12 protein-coding genes are annotated in these 15525 nt (G+C 55.8%); all 12 read right to left on the bottom strand.

Annotated features, from left to right (window positions below; translation table 11 throughout):
* The 12 genes from C0058_RS09240 to serC all read right to left on the bottom strand — a co-directional run bounded on the left by C0058_RS09240 (window position 1) and on the right by serC (window position 15342).
* Window positions 1-1449, bottom strand: coding sequence for a mannose-1-phosphate guanylyltransferase/mannose-6-phosphate isomerase (locus tag C0058_RS09240; RefSeq protein ID WP_008437697.1), 1449 nt, complete (start codon window positions 1447-1449; stop codon window positions 1-3).
* Window positions 1446-2711: a UDP-N-acetyl-D-mannosamine dehydrogenase gene (gene wecC, locus C0058_RS09235; RefSeq protein ID WP_102368425.1), complete on the bottom strand. Its 1266-nt coding sequence runs from the start codon at window positions 2709-2711 to the stop codon at window positions 1446-1448. The genes C0058_RS09240 and wecC overlap by 4 nt, the downstream gene beginning before the upstream one ends.
* Before the next feature lie 9 nt (window positions 2712-2720).
* The gene (gene wecB, locus C0058_RS09230; RefSeq protein WP_008437695.1) at window positions 2721-3851 is read right to left on the bottom strand and encodes a non-hydrolyzing UDP-N-acetylglucosamine 2-epimerase; all 1131 of its coding nucleotides are present in this window, start codon (window positions 3849-3851) and stop codon (window positions 2721-2723) included.
* A gap of 786 nt (window positions 3852-4637) precedes the next feature.
* Window positions 4638-6008, bottom strand: coding sequence for a Wzz/FepE/Etk N-terminal domain-containing protein (locus tag C0058_RS09225; protein ID WP_174717776.1), 1371 nt, complete (start codon window positions 6006-6008; stop codon window positions 4638-4640).
* Window positions 6009-6395: 387 nt separating this feature from the next.
* Window positions 6396-6641 (bottom strand): lipopolysaccharide assembly protein LapA domain-containing protein, encoded by a 246-nt coding sequence (locus C0058_RS09220; protein ID WP_008437692.1) that lies wholly within the window; start codon window positions 6639-6641, stop codon window positions 6396-6398.
* A 24-nt stretch (window positions 6642-6665) separates the two neighbouring features.
* Entirely contained in the window at window positions 6666-6962 is a 297-nt protein-coding gene (ihfB, locus tag C0058_RS09215) for an integration host factor subunit beta (RefSeq protein ID WP_008437689.1), read from the bottom strand.
* A 339-nt stretch (window positions 6963-7301) separates the two neighbouring features.
* Complete coding sequence (gene rpsA / locus C0058_RS09210; protein ID WP_003218806.1) at window positions 7302-8996, bottom strand: 30S ribosomal protein S1; 1695 nt, start codon at window positions 8994-8996, stop codon at window positions 7302-7304.
* Between the two features lie 119 nt (window positions 8997-9115).
* Complete coding sequence (gene cmk, locus C0058_RS09205) at window positions 9116-9805, bottom strand: (d)CMP kinase (protein ID WP_003172653.1); 690 nt, start codon at window positions 9803-9805, stop codon at window positions 9116-9118.
* Window positions 9802-12012 carry a bifunctional prephenate dehydrogenase/3-phosphoshikimate 1-carboxyvinyltransferase gene (locus C0058_RS09200; RefSeq protein ID WP_256579563.1) on the bottom strand — a complete coding sequence of 737 codons (2211 nt, stop codon included), beginning with the start codon at window positions 12010-12012 and terminating at the stop codon, window positions 9802-9804. The genes cmk and C0058_RS09200 overlap by 4 nt, the downstream gene beginning before the upstream one ends.
* Before the next feature lie 28 nt (window positions 12013-12040).
* Window positions 12041-13153, bottom strand: coding sequence for a histidinol-phosphate transaminase (hisC, locus tag C0058_RS09195; protein WP_102368423.1), 1113 nt, complete (start codon window positions 13151-13153; stop codon window positions 12041-12043).
* Window positions 13154-13162: 9 nt separating this feature from the next.
* Window positions 13163-14257, bottom strand: a complete 1095-nt coding sequence (gene pheA / locus C0058_RS09190) for a prephenate dehydratase (RefSeq protein WP_003218812.1) — start codon at window positions 14255-14257, stop codon at window positions 13163-13165.
* Window positions 14257-15342 carry a 3-phosphoserine/phosphohydroxythreonine transaminase gene (gene serC / locus C0058_RS09185; RefSeq protein ID WP_003218814.1) on the bottom strand — a complete coding sequence of 362 codons (1086 nt, stop codon included), beginning with the start codon at window positions 15340-15342 and terminating at the stop codon, window positions 14257-14259. The genes pheA and serC overlap by 1 nt, the downstream gene beginning before the upstream one ends.
* Between the last annotated feature and the right edge of the window lie 183 nt (window positions 15343-15525).

Below are 15525 nucleotides of genomic sequence, written 5' to 3'. Positions count from 1 at the left end.
TTAAACACGTCCATAGGTATCGTCAAATCGAACAATATCATCCTCACCCAAGTACGTTCCCGACTGCACCTCTATGATCTCAAGAGGAATGGTGCCAGGATTGGAAAGGCGATGAACATGGCCAATAGGGATATATGTACTCTGGTTTTCGTTCAGCTGGAAAACACGATCTTCACAGGTGACTTCAGCGGTGCCAGACACAACAATCCAATGCTCCGCCCGATGGTAATGCTTCTGCAAACTCAAGGTTGCTTTCGGCTTCACCAATATCCGCTTCACCTGAAAGCGTGAGCCCGAATCTATGCTGTCGTACCAGCCCCACGGGCGATGAACACGACGATGAAGCTTTGATTCTGGCCTGGCCTTGATATTCAACGCTTCGACAATAGCCTTCACACCCTGGCTACGATCTTTATCCGCAACCAATACGGCATCAGGCGTCTCGACGATAACAATATTTTCAAGCCCCACGGCCGTTACCAAACGGTGAGAGGCGTAAACCAATGTATTGGAGCTGGAGTCTATTATTACGTCGCCATGGGTAGCGTTTTGTTTTTCGTCCTTTTCACTCGAACGCCAAACAGCATCCCATGCTCCAAGGTCAGACCAACCGGCATCCATCGTGAGCATTTTCAACGTCAGGCCAGCTGAAGGCGTTTTCGCGCAATGCTCGATCACGGCATAGTCAATCGACTCAGGCGGTATCAGGGAAAACGCGTCAAGTTGTGGTCGAATAAACCCATTATCTTCAACTCGGCCCTTCCACGCGGCCTCAGTGGCATCGAAGATGTCACTTCTGAACGCGCCCAGTGCTTTCAACCAGACTGACGCGCGCAGCACAAAAATACCGCTATTCCAGAAATAGCTTCCATCTTCCAGGTATTTTTCTGCGGTTGTCCGCTCAGGCTTTTCAACAAACGCATCCACCCTCTTGACGGTAGAGGGATCTGCCGAGTGGATATAACCATAACCCGTCTCAGGGCGATCAGGCGTAATCCCCAAGATCACAATGCTGCCGTCTTTCGCAACATCGACCGCTTTACTGACCGTGTCAGTAAAAGCTTGAATATCGAGAATCATCTGGTCGGCCGGGACAACGACCAGAACCGGGTCAATCTCCTCTCCCACCTCATCGCGCGCATAAAGCGCCGCCAACGTAAGCGCAGGGGCCGTATTGCGTCCTACCGGTTCAAGAATGACAACAGCTTTAGAGACGTTCATTTCCCGGATCTGGTCGAGACACAGGAAACGATGCTCATCGTTGGCAACGATGCATGGAGCCAATAAATCCGAGCCTTGACCGTCAATCTTCAACAGTCGGGCAATCGCCTGCTGAAACAACGTCTCCCGCCCCGAAATTGCCAGAAACTGCTTCGGGTAAAGAGTTCTGCTAAGCGGCCAGAGTCTCGTTCCCGAACCTCCAGACATAATAACCGGAAGAATTTTCATACAAGCCAGATTCCCCGGGTATCAACAATCCGGCGACCCTCGAGAAGTGAAGAAGGAACACTTTTGAATGGTTTGTGATCCACCAGTAACAACAAGACATCCGCGCGCTCAAACGCTTCTTCTATTGTGCACAACTCAGCGTTCGGCAACGTCGCAGGCAGAGAATCAATATTAGGTTCTACGACAATAACCTTCCCGGCGTGCCGGCTTGAGATATTTTTCGTAATTTCCAGAGATGGACTTTCCCGCAGGTCGTCAATATCAGGTTTGAATGCCAGGCCGAAGCACGCGATAACAATGTCTTTTTCCGACTTCCCGGGGTGACTCGACAGATGATCGGCCACAGCAGCATCAACTTTCTCCATAACCCACGACGGTTTTGAGTCATTGACTTCACGTGCAGTTTGGATCAGTTTCGCCTGGCCTTCAGCCTGACTCACGATGAACCAAGGGTCGACGGCGATGCAATGCCCACCCACGCCAGGTCCTGGTTGGAGGATATTGACGCGAGGGTGCCGGTTGGCGAGCTTGATAAGCTCCCACACATCGACATCGAACTTATCGCATATCATCGACAATTCGTTCGCGAAGGCAATATTCACATCGCGAAAGCTGTTCTCGGTCAACTTGCACATTTCTGCTGTTCGGGCGTTGGTGATAATGCACTCGCCCTCTACAAACAATTTGTACAGACGTGTGGCGGCTTCTGAGCACTTGGGTGTCATCCCGCCGATGACGCGATCATTCTGTACCAACTCGCGCAACACGTGACCGGGAAGCACGCGCTCAGGGCAGTGAGCCACGCGAATGTCCGACGCCTCGCCATGGGTCTGCGGGAACGTCAGGTCAGGGCGTGCTTCAGCCAGCCATGCCGACATCTTTTCAGTCGCACCCACGGGAGAAGTGGACTCGAGGATGACCAGATCACCCTTTTTCAATACTGGCGCAATGGATTTGCTTGCGGACTCAATGTAAGAAAGGTCCGGAGCATGACCATCCTTGAAAGGAGTGGGCACCGCAATCAAGAAGGCGTCCGCCGGCTCAGGTCGTGTACTGGCGCGCAGATACCCCTCGGTCACGGCCGCGTGCACGACTATGTCCAAATCAGGCTCAACGATATGAATCTGTCCGCCGTTGATCGTATCGACGGCCTTTTGATTAACGTCGACACCAATGACCTTTAACTTTCGCGCAGCAAAAACGGCTGCGGTTGGCAAACCGATATAGCCCAAACCAATTACAGAAATAGTGGAAAAATCCATGACCAAACCTTAATTTTTGAAAGTGGCTAGAGCATTAACAATACGCATGCAGGCGTGACCGTCACCATAAGGATTATGAGCAACGCTCATCTCCTCGTAAGCCTTCTGATCAAGTAAAAGCTCACGCAAGTGGTGAACTATCTTGTCCTTCTCTGTACCGACCAATCTGACGGTACCCGCCTCAATCGCCTCAGGCCGCTCGGTAGTGTCCCGCATGACCAGCACGGGTTTGCCCAAAGAAGGTGCCTCTTCCTGCACACCACCGGAGTCCGTCAGAATCAAGTACGACCGATTCATCAAATAGACAAAAGGTAGATAATCCAATGGTTCGATGAGGTGAATATTTTTTATACCAGCCAACAAACGGTTGACCGGTTCACGGACATTTGGATTCAAATGAACGGGATACACGATCTCCACATCATCAAACTCATGGGCAATCGAAGCCAACGAACTGCAGATCCTTTCGAATCCATCGCCGAAGCTTTCACGCCGATGCCCTGTCACAAGGATGACGCGGCGTTGAGCAGGTAAAAATGCGAACTGCTCGGAGAACTTCTGTTTTAACTGGTCATTGGTCTCGAGCTTCTGTACGACCTCAAGCAGAGCGTCGATTACAGTATTCCCAGTCACATGAATCGCGTCAGGTGACACCCCTTCACGCAGTAAATTCTGTTGCGATCGTTCAGTAGGAGCGAAGTGAAGAAGCGCGAGTGCTCCCGTCAACTTTCGATTGGCCTCTTCCGGCCAGGGAGAATATAAATTTCCGGTGCGAAGCCCAGCTTCGATATGAGCCACAGGAATTTGCTGATAGTACGCCGCCAATGTAGTTGCAAAGGTCGTAGCGGTATCACCATGCACCAAGACAATATCCGGCCGATAAGTCCGGAAGACCTCTTTCATTCCCTGAAGAATACCAGTTGTCACGTCGGTAAGGTCTTGACCCGACTTCATGATATTAAGATCAAAGTCAGGTTCAAGTTTAAATAACTCTAACACTTGATCCAGCATTTCACGGTGTTGACCCGTGACGCAGATTTTGGCCTCAAAACGCTCATCTGCATTCAACGCTAAAGCTAATGGAGCCATTTTTATAGCTTCCGGTCGCGTACCGAAAACACTCAAGATCTTTAAAGTCATTAGATTACCAACGATTCCATATCATTATTTAGTCAGAGAATCAGTCTGGAAACCAGCAACGCTGCCATGCCCCTGCCTGACCTACCGATTACGCGCAAGCGAGTTTTCGCCGCTCCAACTGCAACCGCCTCTGCTTTGCAGCGCAGCATATCATCAACAAGCGTGCCAACATAACGCCTGGCTGGCTCAACCACACGCCCCATGAGACCCCATCATCCCCCCCTCAGTTCAGGACAGGACAAGGTTTTACCGCAACATTTGCGGTGAGCCGCTTCACCGCAATGGTGCGTCGCAACCTCTCATTGAAATTGGGCTTTTGGTTATTGCCCCACAGGAACCCGACCTATCCGAGATCGCAATTGGGCCCACGCTCGACTGTGCCATGCAGCTCGTTGCTAATCGCCGGCGCACCCTGCACGACCGACCTGGCCGAACGGGACGCCCTTATCAAATTCCGAACCAATACTAGCCATAAGCCATTAACCTGGAGACCGCACATAAAAATCCACATCAAACCGTATTAGGCGGTGCACCATCAACTATTAAACCAACAATACAAACCTGTGCAGGACGCTTGACGCCCGCACAAGTAAACAAAGATCAAATACCGAAACGCCATGAAGACTCGACGCAAAGCTTAGTAACTTTTGATAGCCGAGAAACCACCCAGGAATGCCCCTCGGCGGTTCACAGTTGCGCAAGCACGTAATGCAGGTTCCGTATGAAAGCAAGAAATACGGCCCCGAGGGGAAAACGCGTGAAGCCAAAAGCTTCACGGCCTTGGAGTTATTTTCGGTTTAACTTATTGCCAGGCTCTTGTTGCCGATCCAACTGAGCGACCGAATGGAGAAGTGAGCCTGCCGGCTCGTGCCCATCGCGTTCTGCATTGTCGCGAACAGCACGTAACCCCTGCCTGACCAACGCAATACCAATCGCGACAATCGCCCCCAGGAGCAGGCCAAGAAAAATGATCAATGGACGATTCGGACTCGACGGAACCAACGGCTCAAGGGCCTGCTGGTCAATACTCACCAGCCGCAGCTTCGCCAGGTCGATATTCAGGCTACTCAAACGGAAAATCTCTGTTCTCAACGGTTGAACGCCCGCAAGAAAGATATCTTCATTTTTTCGAGCATCCAGGACCTCAATCTCTCGGTTGGATGCGAGCAACTGAAGTTCCTTGGCGATTTGAGCGATGCGCGACTCGGTAAAATCATCCGACTTGCGTGACTGCAATGCAGCAAGCTCAGCCTTAAGCGCATCTACCCCCATAAAATAAAGTGGGATCTGCTGGTTGTTCACCTCCGTACGCATCACGCTACCAGCGTTCGTCACGGCCGATTCACCAAGTGAAGAAGGCGTAGCCGGCTTTTGAATGCCCAGGGAACGGGCAATCCCTATAGCCTCATTCAGCTGAGCAATACGGTCGCTACGCAAGGTTTTCAACTGAGAACGCAGCGCCTTCAACTCATCCTGCAATTGCGCGCGTTTCAACGAGTCAGCTTCTCGCAATGACGCTATTTTGGCTTCTTTTTCAATATCGTAGTTTGAGCGAGCCGAATCGAGCTTGCCTTTAAGCTCCCTCAAACGGTTTTTAACGATCACATTCAAATCAGCCGTGACGCGTTCGCGCTCACTTTCGATAGCGTAGTCGACAAAGCCATTAAGAATAGAGACGCCGTCGACGCCTTTCGGATACATCATCTCGAGCTTGATGTAAGAACTCAGCGAGTTTTTCTTATCTGCATCAGGAAGAATCAAACGAATAGAGTCATGATTGAACTCCTGAAAACTCTGCTCCAGAGTCTGCCCAGGACGAACAAATTTCTCGAAAAGCTTCTGGTTTTTCTTGAAATAGCTCAGGCGCGTATCATAAGAGTCGAGCGCTGCGCCCACTTTGAGGAGCGCGTCAGCCGGAGGAAGCTGATATATCTCTGATCGATTTAGCGCATCCAAATCATTAATCGCCGCAGGCCGCAAAACCGTGCTGACCTTATATACAGGGGCAGCTAAAAATGCGTAGGACGCCGCAATCAATCCCGCCCCGAGAGTGACGAAAAGCAGAAGTTTTTTTTGTTGCCAGACAGACGCGAAAAGTCGCACAAAATCAATTTCGTCGGACGATCGAACCGGGGGAGCACGGAAGCTACTACTCACAACAAAAACCTGCCTTCAAAGAGAAACTGCGGGCTCGTTATGCAGACAAGATTGTGTATTTTTATTTTAGTTATATGGCCGAAAAAACCCAGCGTCGCTGCCGGACTTTAGCGCACAAAATGCCTGTTATCGAGAACAGATTCCATTTTGCCATCTCACTGACATATTACAAGTCTTGACATATCTGTAGGAGTCTTCCTACACAGATAGGGGCAACCCTTATATAGGCCGTCCGAAAAGGGCAGAAAAGCAAATTTCGTAGCCGCGAAACAATAGTCAGTGGTATCGCCGGACTTACCACATGCCGATCACTCGACGTAACCGATGCGCACCGCACCAGAAAAATCCGACGAACGGCTCGCGAGTGACACAATAACCATTGAGCCTCTACCCACGCCTTGCGGGCATGGACTTTTGACGTCGGCCCCACCCAACGATGACACTAAACAGTGGTCCCAGCAGCATTCCAATTATCAAGGCCACGACCACAAACACCGACACCGGCATCTGCCCGGTCACCCAGCCCAGGAATGAAAGAGACGCGCCCTGCTGGTTTTCCAGCACGAACCCCAACACTGCCAGCACGACAATTAGCATAGCCAGCACCAGAACAACGCGCTTAACCCCACGCATAACCTTCTCCTACCCCAAAAACACTCAGACGCTTTCTTCTTCGTCTTCGTTCACCCGATCGCGCAATTCCTTGCCCGGCTTGAAATGAGGCACGAACTTGCCATCGAGGCTGACGGACTGCCCGGTTTTTGGGTTGCGACCCACACGAGGCGCACGATAGTGCAGCGAGAAGCTACCAAACCCACGAATTTCAATCCGATCGCCGGTAGCCAGACATTGGGACATCTGCTCAAGCATGGTCTTGATGGCCAGCTCCACATCCTTGGATGAGAGCAGCCCTTGATGGGTGACAATTCGTTCGATCAACTCCGACTTCGTCATATTTTTCCCTTCTTTTTCAAGCAGCTAGGAAAAGCGCTTCGAAGGTTTTAGCATGACCGGAGGAATTTGAACAGCCCAAGTATTGACTTATATTCAAAGAGTTGGGGCGTAACTCGATGAGAGTTGGCATTGCGCCGCACGGCCGCTAGCCGCCGCTCAGCTTCACTGAAGCCACTCCACGGCGATCACTGCCAGATAGAGCCTGCAGGAGCCGATGCGCTGCCAGCGCGACCACAGCGTTCCACCTGCAGAACACCAAGGCGACGCTGCGCACAACACTAAATCCCAGGCACAAAAAAGGGCGACCGAAGTCGCCCTTTTTCTATGGTCTGACAGAACTTAGTTCTGCTTTTCCATTTGTGCACGCAGCAGGTCGCCCAGAGTGGTAGGACCAGCAGAAGGCTCAGAGGTAGCTGGCTTGTCGCGCAGGCTCTGGATGGCTTCTTTCTCTTCAGCATCGTCTTTCGACTTGATGGAGAGCTGGATTACGCGGCTCTTGCGGTCAACGCTGATGATCTTGGCTTCTACTTCTTCGCCTTCTTTCAGAACGTTGCGCGCGTCTTCAACGCGGTCACGGCTGATTTCGGAGGCTTTCAGAGTCGCTTCGATATCGTCGGCCAGAGTGATGATGGCGCCTTTAGCGTCAACTTCCTTCACGATGCCTTTAACGATTGCGCCTTTGTCGTTCTCTTGAACGTACTCGGAGAACGGATCGCTTTCCAGTTGCTTGATACCCAGGGAGATGCGCTCGCGCTCTGGGTCAACCGACAGGATAACGGTGTCCAGCTCGTCGCCCTTCTTGAAACGACGAACAGCTTCTTCGCCAACTTCGTTCCAGGAGATGTCGGACAGGTGAACCAGACCGTCGATGCCGCCGTCCAGACCAATGAAGATACCGAAATCGGTGATCGACTTGATGGTGCCGGAGATTTTATCGCCCTTGTTGAACTGGCCAGAGAAATCTTCCCATGGGTTAGATTTGCACTGCTTGATGCCGAGGGAGATACGACGACGCTCTTCGTCGATGTCCAGAACCATAACTTCCACTTCGTCGCCGACTTGTACGACTTTCGAAGGGTGGATGTTCTTGTTGGTCCAGTCCATTTCGGAAACGTGTACCAGGCCTTCCACGCCTTCTTCCAGCTCTGCGAAGCAGCCGTAGTCGGTCAGGTTGGTAACACGCGCGGTTACGCGAGTGCTTTCTGGGTAACGAGCCTTGATAGCGACCCATGGATCTTCGCCCAGCTGCTTCAAGCCCAGGGAAACACGGTTGCGCTCACGATCGTACTTCAGAACCTTGACATCGATCTCGTCGCCAACGTTGACGATTTCCGATGGATGCTTGATACGCTTCCAAGCCATGTCGGTAATGTGCAGCAGGCCATCGACGCCACCCAGATCGACGAATGCGCCGTAATCGGTGAGGTTCTTGACGATACCTTTGACTTGTTGGCCTTCCTGCAGGGATTCCAGCAGAGCTTCACGCTCGGCGGAGTTCTCTGCTTCCAGGACGCTGCGACGGGAAACGACAACGTTGTTGCGCTTCTGGTCGAGCTTGATGACCTTGAATTCGAGTTCCTTGCCTTCCAGGTGCGTGGTGTCGCGCACAGGACGAACGTCGACCAAAGAACCTGGCAGGAACGCACGGATGCCGTTAACGTCGACAGTGAAGCCGCCTTTAACCTTACCGTTGATAACGCCCTTGACCACTTCTTCAGCTGCGAAGGCTGCTTCGAGAACAATCCAGCATTCAGCGCGCTTGGCTTTTTCACGGGACAGCTTGGTTTCACCGAAACCGTCTTCAACCGAGTCCAGAGCAACGTGAACTTCGTCACCGACATTGATAGTCAGGTCACCAGCATCGTTGTAGAACTGTTCCAGCGGGATCAGAGCTTCAGACTTCAGACCAGCGTGAACGGTTACCCAGCGAGCTTGGTAATCGATATCAACGATAACACCGGTGATGATGGAGCCTGCCTGAAGGTTCAGGGTTTTTAGGCTTTCTTCAAAGAGTTCCGCAAAGCTTTCGCTCATTTTAATTCCTGTTGATAAGGGCGAAGAATACGCCCATCTCCACACCCCAGACGGTGTGGGTCAGTTTCAATTAAAAGAAGCACCACAGGACTATGACTGGTCCCCTGCGGCCTTCTTGGTCACCCGGCGATATCGCGAATGGCGATCTCACTCAAGATGCGTTCCAGCACCTGCTCGATGGACAACTCCGTGGAATCCAGCTGTATGGCGTCAGCCGCCGGCTTGAGCGGGGCTACCGCACGCTGGGTATCACGCTCATCGCGTGCACGGATCTCATCTAGCAGACTCGACAGACTAACACCATCGACTTTGCCCTTCAACTGCAAGTAACGGCGACGGGCCCGCTCCTCGGCGCTGGCCGTGAGGAAAATCTTCAGCGGCGCCTCGGGGAAGACCACCGTGCCCATGTCGCGGCCATCGGCCACCAGACCCGGCGGTTCCTGGAAAGCCCGCTGGCGCTGCAGCAAAGCATCGCGCACCGCCGGCAATGCGGCGACCTGGGAAGCCCAGGAGCCGACCTGCTCGTTGCGCAGGTCGTCGGTCACATCGTCCCCTTCCAGGATGATGCGCTGGGGATGACCTTCGGTCGCCCCGACGAACTGCACGTCAAGATGCGCAGCCAGCAGCTTCAGCGATTCTTCGTTGGTCAGGTCGACGCCATGGTTGCGGGCGGCAAAGGCCAGCAAGCGGTACAGCGCCCCGGAATCCAGCAGGCACCAGCCCAGGCGCTTGGCCAGGATGCCGGCGATCGTGCCCTTGCCCGAGCCACTTGGCCCGTCGATGGTAATCACCGGTGCTTTGATATTCACAATTGAGCCTCTTGGGCAACACGGATGCCGACTTGGGCACACAGTGTAAGAAAATTCGGAAAAGACGTAGCCACGTTGGCACAGTCATGGATACGAATCGGCGCGGCCGCTCGCAAGGAAGCCACGCTGAAGGCCATGGCAATCCGGTGATCGCCATGGGCGTGGACTTCACCACCGCCGATCACGCCACCATCGATAATAATCCCATCAGGTGTCGGTTCACACTTCACGCCCAGCGCAAGCAGACCGTCGGCCATGACCTGGATCCGGTCGGACTCCTTGACCCGCAGCTCCTCTGCCCCACGCAATACCGTCCGGCCTTCGGCGCACGCCGCAGCCACGAACAACACCGGGAACTCATCGATAGCCAGCGGGACCAGGGCTTCAGGAATCTCGATCCCCTTCAACGGCGCCGCACGAACACGCAAATCAGCGACCGGCTCACCACCCACTTCCCGTTGGTTTTCCAAGGTGATGTCCGCGCCCATCAGTCGCAGGATATCGATCACGCCGGTACGGGTCGGATTGATACCCACATGTTCAAGCAACAGCTCGGAGCCTTCGGCGATTGAAGCCGCCACCAGAAAGAACGCCGAGGAGGAAATATCCCCAGGCACCTCAATATGGTTCGCGGTCAACGCATGGCCCGACTCGACCGCAGCCGTAGCGCCCGCCACTTCCACCGGATACCCAAAACCGCGCAACATCCGCTCGGTATGGTCGCGGGTCGGCGCCGGTTCGGTAATCGAGGTTTTACCCTCGGCATACAACCCGGCCAACAACAGGCAGGACTTGACCTGAGCGCTGGCCATCGGCAATGCGTAGGTCAGCCCCTTGAGTGCCTGGCCGCCACGAATGGTCAGCGGCGGACGCCCTTCCGGCCCGGTCTCGATCACCGCACCCATTGCGCGCAATGGCTTGGCCACGCGATTCATCGGGCGCTTGGACAGCGAGGCGTCCCCCGTCAACACACTGTCGAAGCGCTGGGCCGCCAGCAAACCGGACAACAACCGCATGGAGGTGCCGGAATTACCCAGATAGATCGGACCTGGCGCCGGCTTCAAGCCATGCAGGCCAACCCCGTGGATGGTGACGCGCCCATGGTGCGGGCCTTCAATCACCACGCCCATGTCGCGGAACGCCTGCAAGGTCGCCAGGGCGTCCTCACCCTCCAGAAAACCTTCGACTTCAGTGACACCGTCCGCCAGAGAACCGAGCATGATCGAGCGATGGGAGATCGACTTATCCCCAGGCACGCGGATCTGCCCGCTCAAGCGGCCACCGGGACTGGCGAGAAACACCAGGTCATCCGCGTTTACTGCAGCATCCATATAGGCCCGACGTGCCAGAATCTTGCTGAAATGCTCCCGTGCCACCCGCGCACGGGTGAACACGCCCAACAACTGGTGCCCGTCGCCAGCATCGACCGCGTCGCGCAAGGCGTCGAGGTCGCTGCGGAACGTGTCCAGGGTGCGCAACACCGCATCGCGGTTGGCAAGGAAGATGTCGTGCCACATCACCGGATCACTACCGGCGATCCGGGTAAAGTCGCGGAAACCACCGGCGGCGTAGCGGAAAATCTCGAGGTTCTCGTTGCGCTTGGCCAGCGAATCCACCAGGCCAAATGCGAGCAAATGCGGCAGATGGCTGGTCGCTGCAAGCACTTCATCGTGGCGCTCGACCTGCATATGCTCGACATCCGCCCCCAGCTCGCGCCAGAGCCGATCCACCACGGCCAGTGCCGCAGGATCGGTTTCATCCAGCGGTGTCAGAATCACTTTATGGCGACGGAACAGCTGCGCATTGGACGCCTCCACCCCGCTCTGCTCGGACCCGGCAATCGGATGCCCGGGCACAAACCGCGCAGGCATGCCACCAAAGGCCAGCCGCGCCGCACGCACCACATTGCCCTTGGCACTGCCGACATCGGTCAGGATTGCCTGGCCCAGATCCATGCCGGCCAACAGCGCCAGCAACTTCTCCATGGCCAGGATCGGCACCGCCAGCTGAATGACATCCGCGCCCTGGCAGGCTACAGCGAGGTCAGCCTCGCAACGGTCCACCACACCCAACTCCACCGCCAACTTGCGCGATTGCGGGTCCAGGTCCACACCGACCACTTCGCCACACAGGCCGCTTTCCCGCAGGCCCTTCGCAAAGGAGCCGCCGATCAATCCCAGACCGACCACCACCAGGCGACCGATCATAGGTACAGCAGGTTGCAATGCAGTGACATCAACCACGAGCCAGAACCTTGGCCAGCGCTTCGAGGAAGCGGCTGTTTTCAGCAGGCAGACCGATGGTGATGCGCAGGTGGTTCGGCATGCCGTAATTGGCCACCGGACGCACGATCACACCCTCGCGCAGCAAGCCCTGGAACACAGGAGCCGCCACTTGGCCGAGGTCGACGCAGATGAAGTTGCCCTTGGACGGAATCCAGCCCAGGCCCAGCTCACGGAAGCCTTCCTGCAATTGCAGCATGCCGCTTTCGTTGAGGCGACGGCCTTCTTCCAGGTACTCGGTGTCCTGCACCGCAGCGCAAGCCGCCGCCAGCGCGAGGCTGTTGACGTTGAATGGCTGGCGCACACGGTTCAACACATCGGCCACCACCGCAGTGGACAAGCCGTAACCGACCCGCAGCGACGCCAGGCCATAAGCCTTGGAGAAGGTGCGCGAGACCAGCAGGTTCGGATAAGCCGCGAGGAAGTCCAGGCCGTCCGGCAAGTCGCTGCCTTCGGCGTACTCGATGTACGCCTCGTCCAGCACCACCAGTACATGCTCCGGCACGTCCTGCAGGAAGTTATCCAGCACCTCGGCGCTGAACCAGGTGCCGGTCGGGTTGTTCGGGTTGGCGATAAACACAACACGAGTATTGTCATCGATGGCCGCCAGCATGGCTGGCAGGTCATGACCCCAGTCTTTCGCAGGAATCACACGCGCCTCGGCGCCAACGGCCTGAGTGACGATCGGATAGACCGCAAACGCGTGCTCGCTGAATACCGCGTTCAAGCCCGGCGCCAGATAGGCACGGCCGACCAGCTCCAGAATATCGTTGGAGCCGTTACCCAGGGTCACCTGGTTGATATCAACGCGGCAGTTTTTCGCCAGCAGGGACTTGAGTTCAAAGCCGTTACCATCGGGATAACGGGTCAGTTCGGCCAGCGCCTCACGAATCGCAGCCAGTACCTTGGGGCTTGGGCCCATCGGGTTTTCGTTACTGGCCAGCTTTACGATCTTCGACGGATCCAGATTCAACTCGCGCGCCAACTCGTCCACAGGCTTGCCCGGAACGTAAGGCGACAGTTGTTGCACGCCCGGCTGCGCCAGGGCGAGGAAGTTGCCACTCATGTTAAAGCCTCACAAAACCGCTTTCGGGTAAGAGCCCAGCACCTTGAGTGCCACGGCTTCCTGACTGATTTTCTCGAGCACACCCTTGACCAGTGGGTCGCGGTGATGGCCGACGAAGTCGATAAAGAACACATAAGTCCATTTACCGCTGCGCGAAGGACGAGTCTCGATTCGCGTCAGGTCAATCCCGTTGTCGTGGAACGGCACCAGCAGCTCATGCAGCGCGCCGGGCTTGTTGCTCATGGAGACGATGATCGACGTCTTGTCGTCGCCGGTCGGCGGCACTTCCTGGCTGCCGATCATCAGGAAGCGCGTGGAGTTATCCGGGCGATCCTCGATTTTCTCGGCCAGCCGCGTCAGCCCATACAGGCCGGCAGCCATGTCGCCGGCAATCGCCGCCGAGTTCCACTCACCCTTGACCCGCTTCGCCGCTTCGGCGTTGCTGGACACCGCCACGCGCTCCACATTCGGGTAGTGCGCGTCCAGCCACTTGCGGCACTGGGCCAGGGACTGGGCGTGGGAGTAGATGCGACTGATGCTGTCGGTCTTGGTGTTTTCGCCCACCAGCAAGTGGTGGTGAATACGCAGCTCGACTTCGCCGCAGATCACCATGTCGTGCTCAAGAAAACTGTCGAGGGTGTGGTTGACGGCACCTTCGGTGGAGTTTTCCACCGGCACCACGCCAAAATTCACCGCCCCGGCGGCCACTTCACGGAACACTTCGTCGATCGCAGCCATCGGCTTGCTGATCACCGCGTGACCGAAGTGCTTCATGGCCGCGGCTTGAGTGAAGGTGCCTTCCGGGCCCAGGTAAGCCACTTTCAGCGGCTGCTCCAGTGCCAGGCACGAAGACATGATTTCACGGAACAACCGCGCCATCTCTTCGTTGCCCAACGGGCCCTTGTTGCGTTCCATCACGCGCTTGAGCACCTGGGCTTCACGCTCCGGACGGTAGAACACCGGCACTTCGCCTTCAGCCAGGGAAGCCATCTTCACCCGTGCAACTTCCTGGGCGCACCGCGCGCGCTCACTGATCAGTTCCAGGACTTTCTCGTCCAGGCTGTCAATGCGTACGCGCAGGGCCTTGAGTTCTTGCTCAGACATTAGCCGTGTTCCTTTTCGAACTCTGCCATGTAAGCCACCAGCGCCTTGACGGCGTGGATATCGACAGCGTTATAGATGGAGGCGCGCATGCCACCTACCGAACGGTGGCCCTTGAGGTTCAACAGGCCGCGCTCGTCGGCGCCGGCGAGGAAAGGCTTGTCCAGGCGATCATCCGCCAGGCGGAACGGCACGTTCATCCACGAACGGTCGGTCAGGTTGATCGGGTTGCTGTACAGGCCGCTGGCGTCGATGAAGTCGTACAGGGTACGTTTCTTCTCTTCGTTAAGCTTGCCCATGGCAGCCACGCCGCCCTGCTCTTTCAGCCATTCGAACACCAGGCCCGACAGGTACCAGGCAAAGGCCGGCGGGGTGTTGTACATCGAGCCATTATCGGCCGCGACCTTGTAGTTGAGCATGGTCGGGCATAGCGAACGCGCACGACCCAACAGGTCTTCACGGACGATGTTGACCAGGATGCCGCTCGGGCCGATGTTCTTCTGTGCACCGGCGTAGATCATGCCGTACTTGGACACATCGATCGGGCGCGAGAGGATGTCCGAGGACATGTCGCAGACCAGCGGGACATCACCCACTTCCGGCACCCAATCGAACTCCAGGCCGCCGATGGTTTCGTTCGCCACGTAGTGAACGTAGGCCGCGTCTTTCGACAGTTTCCACTCGTTCTGACCGGGGATGGCGAAGTAGTCGTAGGGCTTGGCCGTGCCTGCCACATTGACGTGACCGTAACGGGAGGCCTCTTCAATGGCCTTCTGCCCCCAGATACCGGTGTCGATATAGTCCGCGGTGCCGTCTTCCGGCAGCAGGTTCAGCGGGATCTGGGCGAACTGCTGGCTCGCACCACCCTGCAGGAACAGCACTTTGTAATCGGACGGGATGTCCAGCAAGTCGCGCATATCCTGCTCGGCCTTGGTGGCAATGGACACGAACTCATCGCTGCGATGGCTCATTTCCATCACAGAGAGGCCTTTTCCATGCCAGTCGAGGAGTTCACCCTGCGCGCGCTGCAGGACTGCTTCAGGAAGCGCCGCGGGACCGGCACAGAAGTTATAGGCTCTCTTGCTCACATCCAATCTCTCTGATCTGGTGGGACTGCAATCAACATCCCGCAACGCGGAACCCTGTAGGAGCTGGCTTGCCAGCGATGCAAACGACTCGGCGCTTCACTTGAATCGAGTTGATGCCATCGCCGGCAAGCCGGCTCCTACAAGAGCGGCGCGGCGTCGTATTTCAAACGGGACAAACAACAA

It is taken from the genome of Pseudomonas sp. NC02 (genome assembly GCF_002874965.1).
In the GTDB taxonomy this organism is placed as follows: domain Bacteria; phylum Pseudomonadota; class Gammaproteobacteria; order Pseudomonadales; family Pseudomonadaceae; genus Aquipseudomonas.
The sequence above is the reverse complement of the archived record's forward strand: the minus strand, read 5'-3'. Positions and strand labels throughout refer to the sequence as shown.